Source organism: Fervidobacterium islandicum, assembly GCF_000767275.3.
GTDB lineage: Bacteria > Thermotogota > Thermotogae > Thermotogales > Fervidobacteriaceae > Fervidobacterium > Fervidobacterium islandicum.
Window position 1 is genome coordinate 1,661,809 of the sequence record NZ_CP014334.2, and the last position, 24,818, is coordinate 1,686,626.

27 protein-coding genes are annotated in these 24,818 nt (G+C 39.8%); 20 read left to right on the forward strand and 7 right to left on the reverse strand.

Features of this window, described 5'->3' with window-relative positions:
* Positions 1-12: 12 nt before the first annotated feature.
* Complete coding sequence (locus NA23_RS07985) at positions 13-1,413, forward strand: deoxyribodipyrimidine photo-lyase (RefSeq protein ID WP_236938346.1); 1,401 nt, start codon at positions 13-15, stop codon at positions 1,411-1,413.
* Here the strand turns inward: NA23_RS07985 and NA23_RS07990 are convergent.
* The 3 genes from NA23_RS07990 to asnS all read right to left on the reverse strand — a co-directional run bounded on the left by NA23_RS07990 (position 1,410) and on the right by asnS (position 3,681).
* Entirely contained in the window at positions 1,410-1,988 is a 579-nt protein-coding gene (locus NA23_RS07990) for a LysO family transporter (RefSeq protein ID WP_052107210.1), read from the reverse strand. The genes NA23_RS07985 and NA23_RS07990 overlap by 4 nt on opposite strands.
* A gap of 1 nt (position 1,989) precedes the next feature.
* Positions 1,990-2,301, reverse strand: a complete 312-nt coding sequence (locus tag NA23_RS07995; RefSeq protein WP_033192142.1) for a LysO family transporter — start codon at positions 2,299-2,301, stop codon at positions 1,990-1,992.
* An 81-nt stretch (positions 2,302-2,382) separates the two neighbouring features.
* A complete protein-coding gene (gene asnS / locus NA23_RS08000; RefSeq protein WP_033192143.1) occupies positions 2,383-3,681 on the reverse strand; it encodes an asparagine--tRNA ligase in 1,299 nt (432 codons plus the stop codon).
* A 148-nt stretch (positions 3,682-3,829) separates the two neighbouring features.
* Here asnS and NA23_RS08005 point away from each other — a divergent pair, with 148 nt between their 5' ends.
* The 11 genes from NA23_RS08005 to NA23_RS08055 all read left to right on the forward strand — a co-directional run bounded on the left by NA23_RS08005 (position 3,830) and on the right by NA23_RS08055 (position 12,826).
* Positions 3,830-4,372 (forward strand): C40 family peptidase, encoded by a 543-nt coding sequence (locus NA23_RS08005; RefSeq protein ID WP_033192144.1) that lies wholly within the window; start codon positions 3,830-3,832, stop codon positions 4,370-4,372.
* A gap of 213 nt (positions 4,373-4,585) precedes the next feature.
* Positions 4,586-5,179 carry a hypothetical protein gene (locus NA23_RS08010; RefSeq protein ID WP_033192145.1) on the forward strand — a complete coding sequence of 198 codons (594 nt, stop codon included), beginning with the start codon at positions 4,586-4,588 and terminating at the stop codon, positions 5,177-5,179.
* A 193-nt stretch (positions 5,180-5,372) separates the two neighbouring features.
* The gene (gene glpX / locus NA23_RS08015; RefSeq protein WP_033192146.1) at positions 5,373-6,383 is read left to right on the forward strand and encodes a class II fructose-bisphosphatase; all 1,011 of its coding nucleotides are present in this window, start codon (positions 5,373-5,375) and stop codon (positions 6,381-6,383) included.
* Between the two features lie 186 nt (positions 6,384-6,569).
* Entirely contained in the window at positions 6,570-7,178 is a 609-nt protein-coding gene (locus NA23_RS08020) for a GNAT family N-acetyltransferase (protein WP_033192147.1), read from the forward strand.
* A gap of 42 nt (positions 7,179-7,220) precedes the next feature.
* The gene (yqeH, locus tag NA23_RS08025) at positions 7,221-8,345 is read left to right on the forward strand and encodes a ribosome biogenesis GTPase YqeH (RefSeq protein ID WP_033192148.1); all 1,125 of its coding nucleotides are present in this window, start codon (positions 7,221-7,223) and stop codon (positions 8,343-8,345) included.
* Between the two features lie 31 nt (positions 8,346-8,376).
* A complete protein-coding gene (locus tag NA23_RS08030) occupies positions 8,377-8,967 on the forward strand; it encodes a phosphate propanoyltransferase (RefSeq protein ID WP_033192149.1) in 591 nt (196 codons plus the stop codon).
* A gap of 32 nt (positions 8,968-8,999) precedes the next feature.
* A complete protein-coding gene (locus NA23_RS08035) occupies positions 9,000-9,188 on the forward strand; it encodes a ubiquitin family protein (RefSeq protein WP_033192150.1) in 189 nt (62 codons plus the stop codon).
* Positions 9,189-9,246: 58 nt separating this feature from the next.
* Positions 9,247-10,395: an HD-GYP domain-containing protein gene (locus NA23_RS08040; protein WP_236938348.1), complete on the forward strand. Its 1,149-nt coding sequence runs from the start codon at positions 9,247-9,249 to the stop codon at positions 10,393-10,395.
* A 30-nt stretch (positions 10,396-10,425) separates the two neighbouring features.
* Positions 10,426-11,529 (forward strand): DNA polymerase III subunit beta, encoded by a 1,104-nt coding sequence (dnaN, locus tag NA23_RS08045; protein ID WP_033192151.1) that lies wholly within the window; start codon positions 10,426-10,428, stop codon positions 11,527-11,529.
* 32 nt (positions 11,530-11,561) lie between these two features.
* Positions 11,562-11,957 carry a type II secretion system protein gene (locus NA23_RS08050; RefSeq protein ID WP_033192152.1) on the forward strand — a complete coding sequence of 132 codons (396 nt, stop codon included), beginning with the start codon at positions 11,562-11,564 and terminating at the stop codon, positions 11,955-11,957.
* A 26-nt stretch (positions 11,958-11,983) separates the two neighbouring features.
* Complete coding sequence (locus NA23_RS08055; protein ID WP_033192153.1) at positions 11,984-12,826, forward strand: ABC transporter ATP-binding protein; 843 nt, start codon at positions 11,984-11,986, stop codon at positions 12,824-12,826.
* A gap of 29 nt (positions 12,827-12,855) precedes the next feature.
* On the opposite strand, the gene NA23_RS08060 is transcribed toward NA23_RS08055, so the two are convergent.
* Positions 12,856-14,055, reverse strand: a complete 1,200-nt coding sequence (locus tag NA23_RS08060) for an IS110 family RNA-guided transposase (RefSeq protein ID WP_062946239.1) — start codon at positions 14,053-14,055, stop codon at positions 12,856-12,858.
* 214 nt (positions 14,056-14,269) lie between these two features.
* Here NA23_RS08060 and NA23_RS08065 point away from each other — a divergent pair, with 214 nt between their 5' ends.
* The 5 genes from NA23_RS08065 (at position 14,270) to NA23_RS08085 (ending at position 19,019) form a co-directional block, all read left to right on the forward strand.
* Positions 14,270-14,812, forward strand: a complete 543-nt coding sequence (locus tag NA23_RS08065) for a GNAT family N-acetyltransferase (RefSeq protein WP_033192154.1) — start codon at positions 14,270-14,272, stop codon at positions 14,810-14,812.
* Positions 14,813-14,850: 38 nt separating this feature from the next.
* On the forward strand, positions 14,851-15,531 hold the full coding sequence (locus NA23_RS08070; protein WP_033192155.1) for a zinc metallopeptidase: 681 nt from the start codon (positions 14,851-14,853) through the stop codon (positions 15,529-15,531).
* A gap of 291 nt (positions 15,532-15,822) precedes the next feature.
* Positions 15,823-17,088 (forward strand): extracellular solute-binding protein, encoded by a 1,266-nt coding sequence (locus tag NA23_RS08075; protein ID WP_033192156.1) that lies wholly within the window; start codon positions 15,823-15,825, stop codon positions 17,086-17,088.
* Positions 17,089-17,200: 112 nt separating this feature from the next.
* Positions 17,201-18,115 carry a carbohydrate ABC transporter permease gene (locus NA23_RS08080; RefSeq protein WP_033192157.1) on the forward strand — a complete coding sequence of 305 codons (915 nt, stop codon included), beginning with the start codon at positions 17,201-17,203 and terminating at the stop codon, positions 18,113-18,115.
* A gap of 34 nt (positions 18,116-18,149) precedes the next feature.
* Positions 18,150-19,019: a carbohydrate ABC transporter permease gene (locus tag NA23_RS08085; protein ID WP_052107211.1), complete on the forward strand. Its 870-nt coding sequence runs from the start codon at positions 18,150-18,152 to the stop codon at positions 19,017-19,019.
* Between the two features lie 23 nt (positions 19,020-19,042).
* Here the strand turns inward: NA23_RS08085 and NA23_RS08090 are convergent, their stop codons facing one another.
* Genes NA23_RS08090 through NA23_RS08100 form a run of 3 tightly spaced genes read right to left on the reverse strand, consistent with a single transcriptional unit; the run spans position 19,043 to position 21,234 of the window.
* The gene (locus NA23_RS08090; protein ID WP_052107212.1) at positions 19,043-19,858 is read right to left on the reverse strand and encodes a Rossmann-like and DUF2520 domain-containing protein; all 816 of its coding nucleotides are present in this window, start codon (positions 19,856-19,858) and stop codon (positions 19,043-19,045) included.
* A 2-nt stretch (positions 19,859-19,860) separates the two neighbouring features.
* Positions 19,861-20,829, reverse strand: coding sequence for a methylmalonyl Co-A mutase-associated GTPase MeaB (gene meaB, locus NA23_RS08095; protein WP_052107213.1), 969 nt, complete (start codon positions 20,827-20,829; stop codon positions 19,861-19,863).
* A 3-nt stretch (positions 20,830-20,832) separates the two neighbouring features.
* The gene (locus NA23_RS08100) at positions 20,833-21,234 is read right to left on the reverse strand and encodes a cobalamin B12-binding domain-containing protein (RefSeq protein WP_033192158.1); all 402 of its coding nucleotides are present in this window, start codon (positions 21,232-21,234) and stop codon (positions 20,833-20,835) included.
* 455 nt (positions 21,235-21,689) lie between these two features.
* Between NA23_RS08100 and NA23_RS08105 the strand changes: the two genes are divergently transcribed.
* From NA23_RS08105 to NA23_RS08115, 3 genes are read left to right on the forward strand one after another with little or no spacing between them, the layout of a single operon-like run.
* Positions 21,690-22,448, forward strand: coding sequence for a hypothetical protein (locus NA23_RS08105; RefSeq protein WP_062946240.1), 759 nt, complete (start codon positions 21,690-21,692; stop codon positions 22,446-22,448).
* A gap of 29 nt (positions 22,449-22,477) precedes the next feature.
* Entirely contained in the window at positions 22,478-23,263 is a 786-nt protein-coding gene (locus NA23_RS08110; RefSeq protein WP_033192160.1) for an AfsR/SARP family transcriptional regulator, read from the forward strand.
* Positions 23,264-23,302: 39 nt separating this feature from the next.
* Entirely contained in the window at positions 23,303-24,673 is a 1,371-nt protein-coding gene (locus NA23_RS08115) for a hypothetical protein (protein WP_249477027.1), read from the forward strand.
* Positions 24,674-24,818: the final 145 nt, after the last annotated feature.

Genomic DNA, 24,818 nt, shown 5'->3' on the forward strand with positions numbered 1-24,818 from the left:
AGGTGAATGGTTGTGGATTACAAAGAGGTGTTCTGCGACAAAAGAAGGATTCGGAGCCTCGAAGATTTTGAAACCAGCGCTGAGCAATCAAAAGGTCCCGTGGTTTACTGGATGCAGAGAGAGCAAAGGGCGCACGACAATTGGGCATTGTTGTACGCTCAAGAACAGGCCTTAAAACATGGCTCTGAGTTGATAGTGGTTTTCAACATCGTTCCGAAGTTTTTGGATGCCACGCTCAGGCAGTACGATTTTATGCTCAAAGGTATATTCGAAACCAAAGGTTTACTCGAAGAGTTCAACATTCCATTAATATTCACCTTCGGAGAACCTGAGAAGGAAATACTTAACATTGTTGATGTTGTCAAAGCAAGTATGATCGTCACCGATTTCAATCCGTTAAGAGTTGTAAAGAATTGGAAGAGAAATTTAGTACAGAAGTTGAACGTACCAGTTCACGAAGTAGATGCTCACAATGTTGTTCCAGCTTTATTTGTCTCACAAAAGCAAGAATACGGCGCGTACACTCTAAGACCGAAAATTCATAAGTATTTGCAGGAATTTCTCACGGATTTTCCGCAACTGAGAAAGATGCCGGTGTCGAATTTGGAGTATGAAAAGTTAAGTGTGTTTAAGGAAATAGGCGAAGTGTTACCAAAGCTAACCATCGACTTTTCCGTCAAACCTGTCGAATGGTTGAAACCGGGATATAGCTCTGGAATGTCGGTTTTGAAAGAGTTCTTAGAAAGAAAGTTGAAATGGTACGGTGAACAGCGCAACGACCCAACAAAGGATGCAACATCGAACCTTTCCGCTTACCTTCATTTCGGCCAGATCGCTCCGCAACGAGTAGCTTTTGAAACTCTCAAATACGAACACGAATATCCAGAGAGTGTTGCAAGTTTTCTGGAAGAGCTCATAGTTCGACGCGAACTTGCCGATAATTTTTGTTTCTACAACGAAAACTATGATTCTTTCGAAGGATTTCCCGACTGGGCGAAAAAGACGTTGAATGAGCACAGACAAGATAAGCGACCATACATTTATTCTTTGGAAGAGTTAGAACAGGCGAGAACACACGATGAACTGTGGAATGCAGCGCAAAAGGAGATGGTAGTGAAAGGTAAGATGCACGGCTATATGAGAATGTACTGGGCGAAGAAGATTCTTGAATGGACAAGCTCGCCCGAAGAAGCTTTGAAATATGCGATATATTTAAATGATAAGTACGAACTTGACGGTAGAGACCCGAATGGATACACTGGTATAGCTTGGGCAATAGGTGGTGTTCACGATAGACCTTGGCAACCAAGACCCGTCTTCGGAATGATCAGGTATATGAGTTACGAAGGCGCTAAAAAGAAATTCGATGTGGAGAAATACGTTCAGTACGTCGAAAGTTTATCGAAAACTTAGCCCAATAATTTCAAAAAGAAGTTCACGAAAACAGGTACCAATAGAGAAACTATAAACCCATGCCCAAATGAAACTAATGCGGTTTCCCTGTCGCTGTACATGGCGATGATTCCAAGGAGTGTGTCCATCGAAGTGGCACCAGCAACGGATATTGTTCCATATCTTGTGTGCTTTAACGCAAATGGAGATATTACTATGGCTATCAGTTCTCGGAATACGTTTGCAAAAAATGAGATACTACCTATGTAAGCACTGTAACTACTTGTAATCAATATTGCAGACAGACTGTACCAACCAAAACCTGAGGCAGCAAGTAATGTTTCAAGCTTTTTCAGTGGGATGAAGAAAGAAAGTATAAACGCAAATAGTAGCGTTCCCAACAGCGTTGATAAGATTACAAGGAGTATGTCTTTGAAAAACTTCTTCTCAATTTTCTCTTTACTTAAGTCCAATCCTACGAGTGCTACAAGCATGTACAAAACGACTTCAACAGAACCACTTGGGAGTTGGAAGTGAGTTATTCTTCCAACAAGCACACCAACGACAACAGAACTGATTAGAAAAAGGACCGCCACTTTACTGCTCCCCCTCTTCATTTAGAAGTTTCTTACTGTTGTTTTTCGACTTTTCGTTCCCAAATGTTTTTTCAAGAATTAATCCAAAGATGAAGCTTCCCAAACTCCCAGCAACTGCTATCGAAAGTCCGTAGAGTAATATGGTGTCAATTTTTCGGAATAGTTCATCGTTACTGCCGATTTCTAATCCGAGTGAGAAAAGTAATAACATAGTCAATACGAGCACGAGTTTGTATTTACCTATCCAATCCGTTCTTATAAGTTTTCCTACAAAAAAGCCCCCGAAAAATACTATCAACACCCACCATATCATCCCTGTTCACCTCATAATAAGCTTTTTTATAAAACGGGAGGCACAAAGCCTCCCGCTCTTTGTTTTTCCTTCATAACTGTTTTATGGATGCACTCTGTAGAGCGTTCTCGCAAAAGGTATGGCTTCTCGAATGTGCTCAAGACCAGCGATCCACGCTATCGTTCTTTCAACACCGAGTCCAAATCCGCTGTGTGGGACTGAACCAAATTTCCTTAGGTCAAGGTACCAATCGTATTTTTCAACAGGTAGATTGTTTTCTTTAAGTCTTTCGACGAGCAAGTCGTAATCATGGATACGCTGTGAAGCACCTATAATTTCACCGTAACCTTCTGGTGCGAGTAAGTCGTCACAGAGCACAACTTGTGGATTTTCTGGGTCAGGCTGCATGTAGAATGCCTTTGCCTGCCTTGGATAGTGGGTTACGAACAACGGACTGTCGAATTGTTTTGCCAATACAGTCTCTTCATCGCCCCCAAAATCATCTCCCCATTTGATATCAAATCCCTGGTTTTGGAGGAATTTAACAGCTTCTGTGTAGGTCATCCTTGGGAATGGTTTTTGGACTTTTTCAAGCTTTGATACATCTCTTCCAATAGCAACAAGGTCATCGTATGCGTTGTTGAGAACGTATTGGACGATATAGTAAACCAGATCTTCTTGGAGTTTTACGTTGTCTTCGTGCTCGTAGTACGCCACTTCAGCTTCGTTCATCCAGAATTCTATAAGGTGCCTTCGGGTCTTTGATTTTTCCGCTCTGAATGTTGGACCAAGGTTGTAAACCTTTCCGAATGCCATACAAGCAGCTTCGAGGTACAGCTGACCCGTTTGTGTAAGGTAGACTTTACCGTAATCAAAATAATCAACTTCGAAAAGGTTTCCGGCCGTTTCGCCGATAGCACCTGTGAAGATTGGTGTATCTATCTCGACGAAATCCCTTTCCCAGTAGAATTTTCTAATTGCTTTAATGACCGCATCTCTTATTCTCATAATGTGGAACTGGCGCTTTGCCCTGAGCCAGAGATGACGGTGCTCCATAAGGTAGTCGATACTGTGGTCTGGTTTTTGGATGGGGAAATCTTCTGTCGGGATTTGAACGGGGATAACTTCCGTTGCGAGAACTTCAACTCCGCTTGGTGCCCTTTCATCTTTTCTGACCTTACCTTTTATGATAACCGAAGATTCTAACCTCAACTTGTCAGCAGCGGTGAAATTTTCATCACCAACCGTGCTCTTTTCAACAACTACCTGAACAAAACCTGTTCCATCGCGAAATTCGATGAACATTATCTTCCCGCTGGATCTTTTTCTTCTTACCCAACCGCGTAGCTCAACTTCTTTATCAATATAGTCTTTTAGGTTCTTTATATACACCCACTCCATCACCTTAAACCTCCTTTTGTATCTTTTATTGAAATATGTGTTACTTACCTAAGATTATACCACACAACGTGGTTTTTCAACACGGGATGTATGTGGTATAATCCATAGTAGTTATTCTAGTTATTCTATTCCTCGGAGGCTGGATACTATGCGCAGAACGTACATTCTGACTAAGCTCGCACTATTCATCGTCATTTTGTTAATTTTCACATCTTTGAGTTTAGCTTCTCCAACACGTGAGTTATCAAAAACAGAGATAGATAAAATGTTTTCCGAATTGAAGAGATTGCAAGGTCTTCCTTACGTTTGGGGAGGAATCGATAGCACCGGAATGGACTGTAGTGGATTGGTTCTGTATTTGCTTAAGCTCCTTGGTCACGAAAGGTTTATATACCAAGGCTTTCTTGTGTACGACGTGACAGCAGATAATCTATATAAGTACAACACCAAACCTATCTCTGATTTGAAAGACTTAAAGAAAGGAGATCTAATCTTCATTGACACAAACGAAGATACCGTTTACGACCACGTGATGATCTTCGAAAAAATCGATGGTTATGGAAATATATGGGTCTGGGATGCCGCAGAGATGCCGGATGGGATACATCAAAATAAGGTAGACAGAAGACCGATATCCCTGCTTTCCCTCAGAAAATACGTATTCGGCAGGATCGTTGTCTTGAACAAGTAATTCTCGACAAATCCAACAAATTCGCTGTTAGGAGATAACCCAGTCAATCACTCATCGTTGAAGTGACGGGCTTGTGAAAACCTTGGTTAACTACCCTTAGAACGAAAGGTCAGATCGCTACGTCTGGAAAAAGCAAGGCACTGATGTTCGAAAGGAGGGAAGTGGCTGTCTTTTGACACAACTAAAGTCGCATGTGTCGGCAACTACAAGTGTATGAACGAGCTGAATGGGTTCCTCATAAGTTTTTTTGGACTAATCTTGAATTTCTTCAAAAAGTTCTCCAGGTTCTCGAGAATCCTTGGCAAACAAAAAAGCCAAACATTAAATTTAGCTATTATCCATTACGATGGGAGAGATTTGCAAAGTGTGTTGAAGGAATTTTCATTAGAGCTGAACACGGCTGACGTAATTGTAGCACGAAACTTCACTCAAGCAGATTTGAAGACTACGAAAAGACTTTTGAAAAAGGATGTGGTGTTCCTAGATAAAAACGGTGTTTTAATTTTCAAGCATGGAAATAGAGCCAACTTCATATCTTCTTTTGATGTTCACAAACTGCGCAGCTTTGAAAAACACGGAGCTAAGATTGTGGTTAGCCTTGATAAGAAAACTGCATGGATGATTAGTCAGATGTTCCCATTTTACTGCGTTGTCCCAGGTGAACCTTTTCAAGACACCATCATAACCGCTCCTATCCCCCTCACAAGGAACTCGGACGGATTCTATTTCTCAAAGATCGCCTACCGAAATCAGGTAACATTAATCGATCTGAACGTCGACATCTTAAAAGACTTCAAAGCAGGTTAGCTATAGGTTTATATAGCTTTTCCTTCCTTTGTTTTGGTCTAAAAACGGTATTTTTAGACGAACCTGTGTAAAATTTTTCAGTATGCTTTCGTACAGCTTATAATATTCTTGTATGCATCATAATGTAACAATTACATTACTCGCTACTCGAGTGCTACAATTTTATAGTCAGAACAAAAGAGGGGGGAACGGTATGGAAAAGGAGATAACATTAGAACTTGTTAGGGTTACCGAAGCTGCGGCTTTGATGGCAAGTAGATACTTGGGACGCGGAGACAAGGAAATGGTAGACAAAATGGCGTCAGATGCTATGCGCGGTATGCTTGACTATATCGAAATGAAGGGAACAGTTGTGCTCGGCGAAGGTGAAAAGGACAAAGCTCCCATGCTCTACCTTGGCGAGCAAGTTGGTAGATGGGCGGATGACGACCCAGAGTTGGACATCGCAGTTGATCCTATCGATGGGACAAGACTCGTCGCATACGGCCTTCCAAACGCCATCAGCGTCATCGCCGCAACGGAAAAAGGTGGTATTGAATTTTTACCAACGTACTATTCGTACAAACTCGCCGTTGGACCTGAACTAGCTGGAAAGTTGGACATAAACGCAACTATAAGGGAAAATCTCAGAGTAGCGGCGGCTATTTTGGGTATGGAGATTTCGGAACTCACATGCGTTGTGCTGAATAGAGACAGACATAGGGAAATTATAGATGAGATAAGAAGGGTAGGAGCGAGGATAAAGCTCATCAGCGATGGTGACATAGCTGCTGCGATAGCAACCGCTCTTCCAGAGAGCAATGTGAACATATACATCGGTATCGGTGGCTCACCTGAGGCACTTCTCGCAGCTGCTGCATTGAAATCACTTGGCGGTGAAATACAAGTAAAACTCTGGCCTATTGATGAAAACGAGAGAAATAAGTTATTAGAAATGGGATACGATCTTGAGAAGGTCTACAAGACAGATGACCTTATCAAATCCGACAACGTGATATTCGCTGCTACAGGAGTTACTGACGGAGATATGCTCAAAGGTGTCAGATTCTACAAGAATACCGCAATCACAGAATCGATAGTCATGAGGTCAAGAACAAGAACAATACGAAGGATCATCGCACAACATAATTTGAATTATAAAACGATACCTCTGAAGAGCTCTGGAGAAATCAAATACGTTAACGGTCTTAGGAGAAATATGTGAAAAAGTAAAGGCTACTACCAATTGGTAGTAGCCTTTTTTGTTTATAGTTCAAATCACCTTTGAACAATTAGGTGAATTGTTCATCGCTTCACCCTATAACTGATGTATGGTATAATTTTGTTAGTAATGTAAATTTTTTCTCTTCTTTTGTACTTGTTTTTTCACTATCAGCTGAGGTGATTTATTTTGGAAGTTATAAGAAAAGCCGAAATTTCAGATGCTGATGTTATTGCAAGCTTAATTCTTGAAACAGGACGCTCATTTTTGCCATTGCTTTTTGGTCCATATGTGAAGTTGATACTTGGTAGGTTAGTTAAAACTCCAGGGACCGTTTTTTCCTTGGACAACACTCATGTGCTTGAAATCGATGAAGGTAAGGTTGTCGGGATAATCGTTATGTTCGAAGGTAACACCGTTAGAAAACGAGCATTGAAGACCGGATTCGCCCTCTTCCAGTTGATGGGATTCGAGCTTTTTAGAAGATTGCCGATGTTCAGATACGTTTGGATGCGTAATAAAATTAGACCTGATGAGTTTTATATTTCGAATGTTGCCGTTGATAAAAACTACAGAGGTCGAGGCTACGGGCGAAAGTTGATGCTCTTTGCGGAGGAAGTCGCAAAACAAAAGAAATTCAAGAAGATATCTTTAGATGTTGAAAATACAAATGTTCAGGCAATAGAGCTCTACAAAAGACTTGGGTACGTAGGTACCAGAGTGAATAGGATAAACCTTAAGAACGTTCGTTTTACATTCATTAGAATGGAAAAGCTTCTGGTAGAAACGGGAAGTTAAGGACTCTTATCGTTTTAAAAACCTTTAAGGATGGTGAAATTGATGGCTAAATGTCCAGGTTGCGGTGCAGAAATACAGTTCGACCATCCTGGCAAACCAGGTTTCATACCGTACGAAGTCTACACCAAAAGATACGAAGAGGGCAAAGAGATACTCTGTCAAAGATGCTTTAAACTGAAGCACTATGGGATGCTTATAAGTGAAGCGGATGAAGAGGAGATAATGGAGTTTATAATGAAAGTGATAAAAAAGTTTAAGTACATCATCTACATCTTTGATGTTTTTGACTTCGAAGGGACATACAGACCAGAGATCGTGGAGTTATTATCCGATGCTAACGTTGTCTACGTTGCAAATAAGTTTGACACACTACCAAAAACAGTGAGTGGTAGCCAACTAAAAGAGTGGCTGAAAAAACGCATCCCAGCTAAGAATTCCGAGATATTTATCACAAGCACGAAGAACGGATTTGGAATTAGTAAATTAAGAAAAGAACTGGAAACTCTGAAAGGTAGTGCACTGGTGCTAGGTGTTACAAATGTTGGTAAGTCATCAATACTTAAGGCAATAACGGATTCCACAGCAACAGTCTCTCCTTATCCTGGAACAACCATCGGACTGATAGAACACAAATTGGGCGGTCTTAAGCTCTTTGATTCCCCTGGAATTGTTGTTAACGACAGGATGATAGACCTTTTCGATCCCGAATGCCAGTCGAAAATTTTGGCAAAAGGAGAGGTTACAAGAAAGACGTTCAAACCATTCCCGGAAGAGACGATTTTCGTTGGAGGATTGTGTCAATTAAAGGCAGTTATGAGCGGTAATCAACAAGAAACCAAGTTGAGGCCCATATTCCAAATCTTCGCTCCTGAAAACGTTACGTTCCACAAGACGAAAAATCAGAACTTTTTGAGCAACTATTCAAAGCATTTTGGAAAGCTACTTCTCCCACCCTGTGGTAAAATGGATGTTGAGGAAATTACTTTCAAAGAAGAAAAACTCGTGGTTGACGTAAATCAGGAACTTTCTATCTCTGGCCTTTGCTGGATAAATGTAAAGAGGGGACCGGTCGAGTTTACAGTAAGATTGCCGGAAAGTGTGAGGATTTACGTAAGAGAAGCTTTAATGAAGCCGCAAAGAAAATTTAATCAAAATTCCCAAAACTAAACCACGAGATTTCAGAGAGGAGGAGTATTATATGAAGAAGAAGGAGATACCTATCATCGCAGGAGTTAGTAACAGACACGTTCACCTTTCAAGAGAGGATGTGGATATACTCTTTGGAAAAGACTATCAGCTCACACCAATAAAGGACTTGGGACAACCGGGACAGTTTGCGTGTAAAGAAACGGTTATCATCGTTGGTCCAAAAGGTGCTATCGAAAATGTTAGAGTTCTTGGTCCTGAGAGAAAAGAAACTCAAGTGGAGATCTCTCTAACAGATGCTTTTAAACTCGGTGTTATGCCTCCGGTAAGGGACAGTGGAGACCTTGAGGGGACACCCGGTATTGTTATCGTCGGTCCAAAAGGTTCGGTTATAAAGGAAAAGGGGGTAATAATTGCTAAAAGGCATATTCACATGCATACATCAGATGCCGAAAAGTTCGGTGTGAAGGATAAGGATATCGTTAAGGTTGTTGTTGAAAAGGGAGACAGAAGGTTGATTTTTGACGATGTGCTCATCAGAGTTAGTGAAAAGTTCGCTCTTGAATTCCATGTTGATACAGATGAAGCAAACGCAGCATTGTTAAAGACAGGAGATGTCGTCTACATTGTAGAAGAACTATAATTAGAAGAAAAAACAAATTGCGAGGGGAAACCGTGAAGGTTTATTACGAATTCAAGATTTATGAATTTGATGAATCGATGCGTGGTTATGATTTATTAAAGAAGTTAGGACTGAATCCAGAAGAACATTTGATAATCGTAGATGGCGAGCTGTACACCGAAGATAGGGTTATAAAGAAGGACAAAGAAGTAAAAATTGTTAAAGTGACAAGTAGTGGTTAAGAAAATTAAAGCCTATCAGTTTCTTATATTCTAAGATTCCTGCTCGGGAGGTTGCAACGTGGAAATCTCAAACATTATAACCTTAGCTTTAGGAGTGTCGGTTGTAGCAAACGGTTTTCTGGTATCAAAACTGATGAAAAAATCCAAAGAAAATAAATATTTTTCATCGCAGCTACAGAAGTTCAAGGACCTTTCATCAAAGCTAAGAGACATCGTTGTTCAGAGGGAAGAAACCTTTTACAAGAATCTGCATGAAGTCGCAGTTGGATTTTTGGAAAGGGTTAACAAGAGTTATTTTATAGTCCTCGATGGTGAATACGGAAGCACAGTATCTATATTCGGAGACTCCTCAATTAACGTAGCAAAACGTGTGAAAAAGACAGAACTTCCATTTGCAACCGAGCGAGTTTATACCATTGAAAAGGACAAACTTAGCGCTCTTTTTCCAAATTTGGTCAAAGACGGTTCCGAGAAGAAAATGTTGTTGGTTTCCGATATCTTCATCGGAGGGGAGCTCAAAGCAAAGTTACTTTTCGAACGCGATGAACCATTTGCAAAAGAAGAGATGGAAACTATAAAGAGTTTAGGGCCTTTCTTTACATCTTTTATAGCAACACACAGTTATGTGTCCAACCAGGGAAAGTTTCAAAAGGACATGATTCTTACAATCATACGCATCTTAGAATACCACGATCCTTACACGAAAGGGCATTCAAAAAACGTTGCAACCTTGGCTTCGCTTATAGCTGAGAAAATGGGATTATCTGATGAAATGATTCGAAAGACCTACTGGGCAGCTCTTGTACATGATATAGGAAAGATTGTTATTCCTTCAACGATACTGAACAAAGAAGGTAAACTGACGATTGAGGAATTCGAGATTATAAAAAAGCATCCGGTTTACGGGCATGATTTTTTATCCACCTCTTCTGATTTAAGAGAACTTGCTAAGTACGTGTATCACCATCATGAACGATGGGATGGAAAGGGATATCCATCCGGGTTATCCGGAGAGGATATCCCCTTAATATCAAGGATCATCACGGTAGTGGATGCTTGGGATGCGATGAGAAGTGATAGGCCTTACAGAAAGGGCTTACCAAAAGAGGTCGCTATGAAAGAATTGGTAGAACATTCCGGTATTCAGTTTGACCCAAGTATTGTTAAAGTGTTTCTTAGCCTGATCGAAGAGCAAGGAATTGGCTAAAAGATGACAAAGGAAAGGGGGAATTGCTTGATGCTTAAATTTGTTGTGAGTAAGTCAGAAGTCCAAGAAAAGATATCTGTTGCATCATCTTCGATCGGTTCGCGAACAGTTGATCCAATTCTTCAGTGCTTGCTTTTTAAACCCGTTAACGGTCATATCAATATTCACGCAACTGATTTACAAACCTCAGTAATATCGACCGTGAAGGTGGGCGAGTACGAAGGCAGTGAATCATTCGCTGTTGATGCCGATTTAATAGATGATATCGTAAGGAACTTACCGGAAGATGAAGTCATCTTTGAATACGCAAATGGTAAGTTACTGATAAAGAGTGGAAAAGCAAGATACAATTTGACAACCGTATCAGATGTCGAAAGATTTCCGATAATAGAAACAGATGAAGGTGGAATAAAATTCAGTATAGATACATCGATTCTTGAAGAGATGCTTGACAGGGTGAGCTTTTGTGCTTCAAGCGAAAGCGCTATGAGGGCACTGAATGGTGTATACTGGGAGGTTCATGGTGGTTTTTTGAGACTTGTTGCAAGTGATGGTTACAGACTTGCACTTGCAGAACAAAAACTGGACATAGACAACGAATTCGACTTCATTATCGCCCTCAAAAGCGTAAAAGAACTTGAAAAGTTGCTTTCAAGTACAACGGAACCAACGATAAATATTACATTCGACCATTCAATCGTTTCCTTCAACGCAGGCGATGTCACGATGATAGTAAGAACCGTTGAGGAAACATTCCCAGACTACAAACGTGTCTTGCCGAAAGCATTCAAAACCAGAGTTGTACTGAACTCGGACGACTTCTCCGAAGCGCTCAAACGTGTTATGGTGATCGCTAAAAGAGGAACTGAAAAGGTCCAGTTGAAAATATCAGATGACGTAATGGAACTTTCAAGCCAGAGCCCAGATTACGGTGATGCAGTTGAAAACATCCCCGTAACGAAAGATGGAGAAGATCTGATAGTGAACTTCAATCCAAAGTTCTTAAGTGAAGCTATAAAACACATCGACGAAAAAGAAGTTGAGTTTAATTTCGTCGATAATTTGAGTCCACTTCAGATTAACCCGAGGAATGTGGAAGGATACATGTACATAGTTCTTCCTGTAAGAGCGTAAGTACATAGAAATTTAAGAAAGAAGGAGGTAACGTGAGGCGAGGTTTTACCCTTATTGAGTTACTGATAGTCATGTCCATCATTGCAGCTCTGATGGCTGTAGCAACACCTGTTGGAGTGAACGCTGTAGCGCAGGCAAAGGCGACGAATGTAGCTGGAAATTTTCGAACACTTCAGCAGGCCGTTATACAGATGATAACGCTTGAACCTACCCCACCCAAAAGTGGTGATATACTTGAATATCTCTACACAAAAGGTTACATATCGACGAAACCCATAGGTTTCGAAGTTGGGTATGAAACTAATGAAAAAGCTTATATTATAAGGTACACGCAAAGTGATGTTGATGTAGTTAAAGTAAAGAACATCTTCAGTGCTGTTGAAATCAACTCATCGGGTGGACTTGTTTTGCGCATTCCAGCACCATAAATCCTTGTGAATTTGAGGTTGAATGTATGATCAAACTTGAAAATATAACACACAAGTTTAGAGAAAAAACTGTTTTGAAAGAGATAAATGGTTCCATCGATGATGGAGAGGTTGTTGCAGTTATAGGAGAGAATGGCAGTGGAAAAAGTACACTGCTTAATATTCTTGCTACTTTCATCAAACCAACAAGTGGCAAGGTGTTTTACAATAGTACGGACGTTTTTGAAAAGCAAGAAAATACAAAAAGATTCCGAGAACTCGTATCCTATATTTCAGAGAAAAGCACCTTTATTCCGGAACTCGACCTGAGTGAGAATCTTTTATATTTTAAAACGGTCTTCAAATCGTCTAAAGACATTCTTGAAATCGCGAAGCGAGTAAGCATCGACGATCTATTGGGGAAAAAACCTGACAAGCTTTCAAAGGGCCAAAGACAGCGGTTGGCGTTGGCAGTTAGTATGCTTAAAGATGCTAAGATCATACTGCTTGATGAACCAGCCGAAGGCTTGGATGTTGAAACAAAGCAGGTGGTGAAAGATTTAGTCAAAGAATTCAAAGAGAAAGGTTGCACAGTTTTTTACGTTACGCACGATGAGGATGAAGTTGAAGAGGTGTGCGATAAAATTATCGCCTTGAAAGACGGGAAAGTTAAGTTTTTTGGAAGCGTTGACGAACTCTGGAGGACCTATGAAAAATTTTATTCGGTAACCTTCGAAATTCCAGAGAGTCCCGGAAAGAAAGTGACTCGAATTATGAACATCGATGAACTGAAAACTGCTCAGGAAAGTTTTCGGATATTGCATATAAGAAATCTTGGATTAAGGGAGATTATAAACATCAGCGAAGGTCTAAATGGAAGGATTGGTTGATATTGCAATGACAAATTTTTGAGAGTCGACTATGCAAAATTAAATTTTTGTCTTGATTGTGAGATAGCATAATCAATATTGAACTTCTCTTTCTTTTTCAACATCGCATACATCGTTCTTATCAGCTTGTGCACTACTGACATCATCGCTTTTTTGTACGGTAAACCCTGCTGTCTTTTTCGTTCATAGTACTTTCGGAAATATTCGTTGTGAATCACTACACTCACAGCTATCAGCCATAGTATTCGTCTTAGATGGGCGTTGCCCCTTTTTGAGATGTGTCCTTCTACTTTGCTTTTGCCTGATTGGGCAATACTTGGGTCAAGCCCACAATACGCAATGAGCTTTTTGTGTGTACTAAATCTTGAGATATCTCCAACTTCTGCTAAGAAATGCATCGCACTGTTTTCACCGATACCTGGTATTGACGTGAGTATCTCGATATCAAGGTTTATCGCACTACATTCGCAATATTCTTTCATCATCTTGTCGTATTCTTCAAGCTGTTGCTGTAAAAATTGTAGTTCTTTGATATTTTGCACAAGAATCTTTTCTTTCATCGGCCAATATTGAGCAATCGAGTTATTAGCGAGTTCTTTAAGTTTTTGAGCATTAAGTTTTGTACTTCTGCCACGGTCTTTGGAAAAGAACACATCCAGATTACGAGCCTTTTGAATAGCCTTGGCAGAAGGGAAATGAGAAAGAAGATTGAGGATTGTGTCGCTGTATATGTTAGTAACTCTTTCAAGTTCAGGGAAAAGGACGTTGAGAAGCTTTTCGATATTGTCCTTAACTTTTGCGATGCGGTAGATAATGTTTTCGCGTGCTCTGACAATATCGCGAAGCTCAGAGTTGACAAAAGCGGAAGAAGGAAGTTGATGTTGTAGGTAAAACAAAGCAGTAGCAATAATGAGAGCATCGATTTTGTCGGTTTTGGTCTTTCGAAGAGAAGCAAAGTTCTTAACGGTTAGAGGATTAAAAACAACGCAAGCAAAGTCATTAGAGGAAAGAAAGACCAAAAGGTTGAGATGATAACAGCCTGTAGATTCCATAGCGATGATGATGGATTGTTTTGGGAAAGAAGAGAGTTTGTTTGCGAAGGAGGAAAAACCTTGCTGGGACATATCGAAAGAAGACTCGAAGATGATGGAATTGGGATTAGAGATAGCGCAGACGTTGAACTTATCCTTGGAAACATCGATGCCGACAAAGACGGAGAAAGTGGACATACAGAATCCTCCTTTCAATTGATGAGGGCAGGGAGCCTGCTGAACCAATCCTCCATGCTGACGAGGGCTGAAAGCCCAACCAACTAATCATGGTTAAAGGCAGGCAACAGACTCTCAAAATGGCTTAAAAGCCAAGGGATTCTAAGTTGTCCTGCCCTCAATGTTTTAAGCTAAATTATTTATACCATATTTTTATGTAGGAGGGTGAAATGATATGAGAATGGAAGGGAAATTGGCCACACTCAGACCTATGGAAGTATCCGATGCACAGAAGTTTGTACAACTTATCAACGATGAAAAAACGAAAGAGTACTTAAGTCTTGTCTTCCCGATGAATCAATTTTTGGAAGAAGAATGGATTAAAAAGAACGCAATTTCCCATAATCAGGCGAACTTTTCAATAGAGGCAGGTGACAACCTTATAGGCTCAGCGGGTTTAATGGGGATTGATTGGGTTGCACGCAGTGCAGAGTACGGTATTGCTATTTTCGACCCGAATTATTGGAATAAGGGTATCGGAACGGAAGTCACACAGATGATGCTTAGGTACGCTTTTGAATATCTTAATCTAAACAGAGTCTGGCTGAGGGTTTTCGAAAATAATCAAAGAGCGATAAGGGTGTATGAAAAGTGTGGTTTTATTCAAGAAGGTCGAATGAGACAGGCCAGATATTTGAAAGGTCAATACTTCGACGTTATTATTATGAGTATTCTTGCTGACGAATACTGGAGAATTAAATCTGATTATCAATTATAACAAGCACAGTGTATAAAGTGTTGTTAGGAGGTGAAACCATGTATTGGTACTACGACCCAACGTTTTTGCTTTTGATACCCGCTTTACTTTTATCGTTGTGGGCTTCGATAACGGTTCAAACTCGATTTGCGCGTTATTCACAGCTAAAATCAAGGATCGGCATGACGGGAGCACAGCTTGCAAGATTCATTCTTGATTCGGCAGGTTTGTACAATGTAAGAATCGAATCCGTTCCAGGAACACTAACTGACCATTACGATCCCAGAACAAAGGTTGTGAGGCTTTCAAGTTCAACGTACTCTAGTGATTCAATCGCTGCTCTTGGCGTTGTAGCACACGAAATAGGACACGCTATTCAGGATGCAAAAAGATACGTACCATTGGTTGTGCGGAATACTATCGCTCCTGTTGCCCAGTTTTCTTCAAACCTCGCATGGGTGTTCTTCATAATCGGACTCATCACTGGAGCCTTTGGGCTGGCTCAATTTGGAATATTACTCTTCTCTATAGCTGTGCTATTCACAATAATCACGCTACCTGTTGAATTCGATGCAAGCAGGAGGGCACTACAGATTCTGGAGAAGAATCTCTTAATGCCAACCGACGAATTGAAAGGTGTCAAAGCTGTGCTCTCTGCAGCTGCGATGACTTACGTTGCTGCGATGCTCACAGCTGTCTTGCAACTTATTAGGATGATTTTGATAGCAAGAAGAGACTGAAAGATTATCAAAAAACTATTAACTCGCGCTAGTGTGAATGAGAATAATCATATCTCACGATTAAAGGGGACAGAACCATCTGTCCCCTTTGTTTTTTAACCACGTTTAGATTTGCTCAAAAGATAGTCCATACTATTCAATTTGGTCTTTATACAATTCCATAAAGTGCGTGTTCATAGGCTTTTCTATTCGATTTTTCTTTAAGATGAATTCCTTGCAGTTCTAAAAAACAATGTCTCTTTTCGGAAAGAAAAGTAGTATAATTAAATTATCTGACAAGGGGGTGATGGTATGTTTAGGAAAGTGCTGTTCGTACTTCTCTTGGTTTCGGTAATCATATCTTTCGGTGCCAAGATACAGATAACCATTTGGACGCATGAAGATCCTAACCGCACAAGGATAGAGGAAAAGTACATCAAAGAATTCATGAAAATGTATCCCAACGTCGAGGTAAAAAGAGTCACTTACCCATCAGATAAGATTCGAGACATCGTACTTACCGCTTTCGCTGCAGGAAAAGGTCCAACAATTTTTAACTTGGAGATCCAGTACGCTTATCCGTATATTACCAACAGAAGAGTTGTACCCGTGGACTTAAACGCAATAGGTTTGAAAAGCTACGATGAGCTGAAGAAATTGTACGTAAAGGGTACACTCGATGCAGTGACTTACGGAAATATGATTTACGGTCTACCTTTGGAGATAACAAACTGGGCACTTTTCATAAACAAGAAATATTTCAGAGAGGTCGGACTTGACCCTGAGAAAGATTATCCGAGAACTTGGGAAGATCTTATGAGAATAAGCGAAAAGCTTACTATCCGAGAAGGAAACATAATTAAAAGGCGAGGCTTCGACTTTAGGTATCCTTATTACCTAACTTTTTTCCTCCCGATGGTAGAACAGCTGGGAGGTGCTCTATTTGACAAGAAAGGAAACCCAGTGGTCATCAACGACCAAGCATGGATCAAAGTCTTAAACTTTATGAAAGAATGGGGACCAAATGGGAAGAACTTAGGTTCTCCAACATATCCTGCAGCACGAAAAGAATTCAACAAGGACAACAACACCATAGCGATGTGTGAATCTGGACTGTACCAGATTCTTAGAATCAAAGAAGAAAATCCTAAATTTTACAACAGCAACGAGTGGATGGTAGTGAATTGGCCGATCTGGAAAGATGCGGTGAAAGATGTAAGATGCAATTACTATGGGCACTACTATATGGTAAACATGCAAGCTTCTCGCCCAGAACGTGAAATGGCTTGGAAACTGATATGGTACATGCTCAGCCACCCAGAAGAATATCTCACAGAGGTTGGGTTGATTCAACCAAGGCTCTCCTTAATGCAATCAGAAGTATTCAAAAAATTCCCGTACGCTAATGTGTTTCTTGAAGACCTGGAAAAATCGCATATGATACCGCTACATGAAAAAGATCCACAAATCGAACAGTTACTTAAAGAAATGGTCGAGTCCGTGATGTTGAGTAACGTTTCACCCGAAACCGCGTTGAATACTTTCAAGAAAAAACTAGCACAACTTATGGAAGAATGAGGTTTGTTCGTTAAAAAATTGTGCGGGGGCGTAGCCCCCGCTTTTGGTGAGATAACTTGAGCTATCTGATTAAAAACATAAGAACAGCTGTTAGCCCAAGGGGGAGTTTGCATTGAAAGGAAATAAGAAGAGAAAGCTATCATTGGAGAAGAAGATTGGATTGTGGGGCATTATTTTTGTGATGCCTTCTATAGTACTGTTTTCCGTATTCAGTTTTTACCCCATTGCTTACGCCTTTGTCGTCAGCCTCTACAAGAAGGAACTTCTATCGCTTGAAGCACCTAAGTTTATCGGGCTAAGGAACTACATACGACTTTTACAATCGGAAAGTTTCTGGAATTCAGTTGTTGCAACACTGAAATTTTCAGTCGGGACGTTCATCCCGATGGTTGTTTTTAGTTTATTGCTCGCAACTTTTATTCTTGGAAGGAAAAGATTTCAAAAGCTTTTCCAAATGATGTACTATTCTCCAGCGATCATGCAGTCTGCCGTTGCTGCACTTGTATGGCTCATAATATTTGACCCAAGAAGTATAGCAAATCAATTTATGAATTTTATCCTTAGAACAAGGGGCGTGGATTATAAGTGGCTAGTAAATGAGAATATGCTGATTCTGTCGACAATAATTGTTTACTTTTGGAAGTACATTGGTTACTTTACAGTGCTATTTCTTGCAGGTTTGGCAAGCATACCCAAAGAAATTAACGAAGCAGCAAGAATCGATGGAGCCAGCAGATTCCAGAATTTTATTTATATCACTTTGCCACTTTTGAAACCTACAACAACCCTTGTATCCATAACCGCAATGATCCAGTGCCTTAGAACGTTTAGTACACAATATCTATTTGTGCAGGCTGGTGCGAGCATAAAACCTATAGAAGTTATAACACTTAACATTTACAATACTGCGATCAGGGATAGAAACATAGGTCGAGCAAGTGCTATGAGCGTTCTTTTGTTTCTTGTAATAATGATTCTAACAGTTATTCAACTGAAAATATCGAGATCTGAAGAAACTTACTACTGACCGTAGGAAATTAGCAAGAACTGGAGGTAATAGAATGCGCCGTGTTGATACTAAGAATACTTTCTCAAAGCTTCTATCTTTGGTTATCGATGTAGCAATCTGGTTTTTCTTAATTGGTTTTGCTGTATTCGTCCTAATACCTGTGGTCTTTATGTTTACCGCATCACTTATGCCTGCGAGAGATATAATGAGTATTCCATATCCGTGGATCCCGCGCACTCTACACATCCAGAACTTCTGGCAAGCAATAAAAGGGAACGACGGTAAGTTCCTCTTTCCGCGCAGCATATTAAACAGCCTTATTGTAGCTTCCCTCACAACTTTGGGAACAGTTCTTCTGTCGGCTTTGACAGCATTCGGATTGGCAAAGTACAAGTTCAGAGCAAGGAATGTAATTTTCTTGATCATATTGAGCACTATGATGATACCATTCGAAGCAATAATGATTCCGTTATATCTGCTCATTGTGAACATAGGCTGGCAGGATACGTATACTGGTTTAATTGTTCCTTTAATTGCAAGTGCCTTTGGTATATTCATCATGAGGCAATTTTTTATAACATTTCCAGACGAGCTAATAGACTCAGCCAGGATAGACGGCGCAAATGAATTCATGATTTTCTGGAAAATCGCATTGCCAAATAGTAAACCAGCCATCGCCGCACTTTCTGTTCTAACTTTCAGAGCTCAATGGGATAACTTAATCTGGCCTTTATTGGTTGTTCAAAGCCCTGAGAAGAAAACAATCCCATTATATATCTCTCAATTTGCCTCGGAAAAGTATACGAACGAGGGTGCATTAATGGCAGCAGCGGTAATTGCCAGCATACCGATGATAATTATTTTCCTTTCTTTCACAAAGTACTTCATAACCGGAGCCGAGCTATTTACGGGCAGGAAATAGAATAGTATGGATAGAACGGGGCTTCATTGTTCATTAATTTCTCTTAGTATTTCAACCATAATCTCGTAAAGTGTTTTGTACTCGGGAAACTTTGCGTTGAATATTTTCCGCTCGCTTTCGACAACTTCCCAATCACCACGTTTTATAGGTCCTGTAAGTGCGTCTTTTAGTTGCTTAGACCCTATGTTTTGACTAACGCTTTCAAGTAATTTCGAAATGACTTTTCTTGATAATTCTTCTGAGAAACCGATATCCATGTAAAGTCTTTGCGATAGGTAAGCTAATGCAACGGGGAAATTACTCGCAATAACCGCTGCCAGATGATATTCTGCCTTTTTCTCTTTAGGTATTACGACGTATTTAGCACCAATGAGCTCCACCAAGCATTTCGCTATCTGTAGCCCTTTCTCAGCTCCTTCAATGCCGAAAACTACATCGTTGAATTTTTGCCATTCATTTGCGACAGCACAATTCGGATGCATAGAAGCAGGGGACCAATCCTGTGGCAGTATATCTGAAGGTAGGAAACCGCTGAAATGTATTGCTATTACATCGCTTCCGACTTTCCCCTGAAGCATTTTTGGAATATCTGCCAGGACTGAATCACCCACACCTATCAGCAACACTCCATTAAGCAGAAAGTCGTCATCGTACGTTTTGGCTTCGGCACTTATCTCTTTGGCCAAACTTTCGGCTTTTCTTTTATCCCGCGATATAACGTATCCGAATTTAACTTTCCCTGAGAGGTTTCTTGTTAGTGAAGATGAAACCCGCCCAACTCCTATCACATTTACGACGATATTGGATAGAGCCGAAATACCTTCCCCAACAAGATGCATTCTCAGGACTTCCCTTCATTTTGCGTTCGATTTAGACAAAATTGTTCAACAACATCTTTAACGAGTTCGGAAACCTGCGTTGAATCTGCTAAATCACGTTTCGATAAAATTTCCGCAATACTTTTGTTTATAATCACCTCCGCATGCTTTTTAATCCGTCTCTTAGCCCTTTCTTTTATCTCACCTGTTTCGTTTAGCTTCACTTTGTGATTCTCTATCTCTTTGTAGAGCTCTTCGATACCTTTTCCGGAAGTAGCAACAGTTAACACTATTGGTTTTGAGGATTCTGAAAACTGAAGAACCATTTCGAGGTTGACTTTGAGTATGTGCGCACCTTCCAGGTCGGATTTGTTGATTACGAAGATGTCTGCTATTTCCATAATTCCCGCTTTCATGAGCTGGATTTCATCTCCAGCAGCTGGTGATAGCACCAAAACAACAGTGTCAGCAACGTAGGCTATGTCCACTTCACTCTGCCCAGCCCCTACGGTCTCAATGATAACGTAGTCGAAACCGTAAAGTTTGTAGAGTGTGATCACTCCAAAGACCGAATCGTTTAATCCCCCGACATTCCCTCTACTACCCATGCTTCTGATGAAAACGTTGTCGTCTGTGAAGTGCCTTTTCATCCTTATGCGATCACCAAGTAAAGCGCCCCCTGTGAAGGGACTCGAAGGATCAACAGCTATTATTCCTACTTTCTTACCATTTGCTCTTAGTTTTACAACATAGGCATCGGTCAGCGTACTTTTTCCTGCACCAGGGCTACCAGTGAAACCTACGATATGAGAGCTGTTTTCTGCAAGTACGTCTTTGTACCTTTCTTCAACATTAAAAACAAGCTCTGGATTGTTTTCAATAAGTGTAATAGCCCTTGCAAGAGCCAGCTGGTCTTTTACAATTATTTTGTCACAGAGTGACAAAAGTTTTTGAATTTCGTTTTCTAAAGAACTTGCCGCTTTGTTTACCATCTATCAAGCTACCCCTTGCCCAACAACCTCTTGAACTTTCTTTACGATTTCCGATATAGGAGTCCCGGGCCCGAAAACAGCTGCAATGCCCATTTTTAATAGTTGTTCTGCATCATCGGGAGGGATGATTCCACCGACAAAGACAGGAACGTGGAAGTTGTACTGGTCCATCAACTCAAGCACTTTTTTGCATATACTCAAATGCGCACCGGATAAGATGGACAGGCCAATTACGTCCACGTCTTCTTGCATTGCTGCTTTGACTATTTCTTCGGGTGTTTGCCTCAGGCCAGTGTAAATCACTTCCATTCCAGCGTCCCTCAGACCTCTTGCAACAACCTTCGCACCTCTGTCGTGCCCATCAAGACCAGGTTTTGCTATCAAAACTCGAATTTTCTTTTCCATATCCCGACTCCCCCTTTCTTTCAAAGTTCACGTTTTTCCAAATATCTCTTGTTTCTATTTTAGCACGAAATAAGACCTTTTCAAACGTTGATATAATCGGCACAAGATGTTTTTGAAATGAAGGTGTACGAAAACTTTGCTTAGCTCCATTTTCTTCAAGATTTAACAGTGCTGCGATCGGATAATTTAAGGAGCAAACCTTCGGCGTTCTATGGTTATTTAACAGTCCTAATGCCAACACGAGTGAATTCATTACTGTATAACTGTAATGTTATGGAAAATTAATCAATGTAATGTTTGAACTTAAGAGAGCGGAAGTATAATAATAGCAACAAGTTTGAACATTGTTTGAGTTCTTCAGTAAAACTAATAATTTCATTCATAATTTTCTCTTTAATTCCACTTCATGCAACTATTTCATCAATACATCGTGTTTTTCAGGGGAGTGGTTGGATTTGATTCATTTTTTGGGAGATTTTTTTGTCGATGAAGTTCCAAATTGTAAACTTTCTAAGAGTGAACTCGTCACACTCGTTTATCTTATAACTAAGAAGAGTGCCTATTTGACAGAGATTGTTAACATCCTTGGAACAGCAAATTTGTATGATGAGTCCTATGCACGCAAGATATTAAAGAAACTTCCAGAAAAACTGGGTAATCAAGTTCGAATACTTAGTAGTGGGAGGTCAAAGGTTAAGATTGAACTTTCGACCGATGCTGACTTTGAAATCATTGAAAACACTATCGAAGCAATCCATGATGGAAGGTTAGATTACCAAAAAGGTGTTATGGAAATTGTTGAACTTTACAAAGGAGACCTTCTACCATTCTTAGACAACCCTTGGATTGTTTCGTATAGGAATCTGCTAAAATCTCTTGTTTTTCCAGTACTTTCAAAATCTTACGCTGATCCGGATACGCCAAGTCATATAAAGATTAGACTTTTAAAGATTCTCCCAGAACTTTACTCATCAACCATTAATATTGAGCTTTTCAAACTGATTTCAGAAAAATTCGAAGTCTCCTTGGCCAGTACCGTTTTTGATCTTTCAGATGGTTTGACGGCTGTGAAGTTGAGAATTAAAGAACCGGAGACCCTTCGACAAATACTGGATAATGTCAAGAAAGCTTCCTTACTTGGTGACACCGAACTTCTTCTTCTCGTCGATTCAGAGGTGGCTAAAGAGTTTCTTTCAGTACAAAGAACTAAATAACCAAAAAGACTATCGAACGAGGTGAGAACGTGATCTACATTAAATTTTTTGGTGATTGGAAGGTTTATAAGGATGGTAACGAGTTCAACAGTTTTAAATCGAAAAAAGCTCTGAAGTTGCTCTTTTATCTTCTGCTCTCATCAAGAAGTAAAGTTTCCATCGAAGAATTAATTAGAACTTTTTGGTCTGGATACTCCTCTGAGTACGCACGGAAAAACTTAAATACACAGCTGTACTACATAAGAAGAGATTTAGGCATTCCGTATAAATACTTGAGAAACGAAAGAGACTTTGTGTTTATTGATCACTCCTATTTTCAAAGCGATTACAATGATTTTATTAAAGCTATTGAAAATGCTGATACCAGGAAGGTTTCGGAAGTTTACTCGGGAATATTGCTTGATGGTCTTGAAGATGATTGGATAAGAAAACATAGAATCAAATGTCAAAAACTTTACGAAGAGCTGCTGAAGATGAGTTCAGAGTCTCGAACCGAGGGCTATAAAGGTGTTTCTGAACTTATAGCAAAAGCCAAGGTCTTGATCGAGCATCAAAAGATCACACGTGAGAAATACTTTATCCCTGTTGAACTTCCAAAAATGGAATGTTGTAAAGAAATAAGGGTAAGAAAAGGGGACATAATTTTCGATTTGAGTGACAAACTTTTGATAATACTTGAGCGAGGAGTAAAGAGTTTTGATGATACAGTACGCGGTTTTGCCAAGAGGTTGGGAATAGACCTAAGTGAGATCAATATTTTAACTGAGGAGGACGTTCTAAACATTCTTAGTTCTTTCAATTCCAAAACTGCTTAGAATAAGTTCAAAGTACTAGTAAAAGGGGAGAAGTTGATGATGAGAAAACTTATCTTAGTCTTTTCATTTTACGTTGTGCTACTAATTACAAGTGGATTCTCTCTGGAAATATCTCCCAGTTTGATATACCAAATAGACACTGCAAAATATCAATTCACATACGAGTTTTATGTGAAAAATGATATTCCTATCGATTCGCGAATAACCATTGAAATAATAGACTTTATAACAGACGGCAGAAGTTATTCATTCGACGACCCTGATTACAAGTACAGTCTTAAAAAGTACGTTCGTGTTGCGGATGCGTCTCTAAATTTGTCGGTTAACGAGCAAAAACCTATTAAGGTAGTGTTCGACGTTCCTCAGAATTTTCCAGGCGCGGTCGGAATTTTCGCTTTGAAGATAACACAAGAAAGTTCTTCTAGTGGAAAGGTCCAGCTAAGATTAAATTACATAGTACCGTTTTTTGTTAGGTTTACTAACGTGCCTGTTTACCAGTCTGTGGCAATTAGAAATATATCTGTCAAAGATCTCCTGAATGAACCAGATGAAAAATATGGTGACTACGGTTCACTGATAACTCTCGAAATTGAAAATACCGGAAATATTGCGTTTATCCCGAAAGGGAACATGCAGATTTCATCTAAGGTCTTAAGAACGATCATCACAGAGGTTCCTATTGATTCCTTTGACCTTGTTGTTTTCCCAGAAAGAAGAACTTTCTATTCTGTATACATACCTTACAGTTTACCTTCTGGGAGTATTGATGTGTTGCTAACGGGCAAGTCTTACGGACAAGAGTTTAGCATCAGCGCTTCGAAAGAGTTAAACACAAGCAATCCATTGTTAATTATCCAGAGCCAACCAATGATTATCCTTTTTACGGAAGGTACAAAAAATACTACACAGAGTCTTGTTTTAAAGAATCTTTCTTTTTATAAGGAGACATTGCAGTCAAGTACTACAGAAAACATATTCTCATTACTACCTAAAAAAGTCACACTTTATCCGTATAGAGATGTTAGTATCAATATCAAAAGTGACATTAAGGATTTCAACTTCACTGGTGACAAGATATATTTAGTAGAGTTTTCTGCAGAGTCTGGACGAAATACCTATAATGTTTCCCCAAGTTACGTTGTATTACGCGGAAAAGTTATAAATCCGTCACTAAATGCTACAGTTAGCTCTTCGCAAGCAAGTTCCGTATTAATCGTCCAAAACACTGGAGATTGTATTTTAGAATTCAATGTGGTTTATAACAACCAAATGCTCAACGAAAAACCTTTGGTAATATTCCCTAACCAAGTCATAAATTTAGACTTTGGAAGAGTTGTCAGAGCAAATTTACTAAAAATAGAATATTCCGCATATGGTGACCAGAAAAAATACATCTACGATGGTTTTTAATTTACTTTGATCGAGACTGTTGATTTGTAGCGGTAAAACATATAAGCTTACTTAATATTGTTATTGTTATGCTTCAAAAGGTTTCACGCTACACAAATGTATTTTGGTAAGTTCTCCATGTTTTCGTCAGCACTTAGACCGTTGA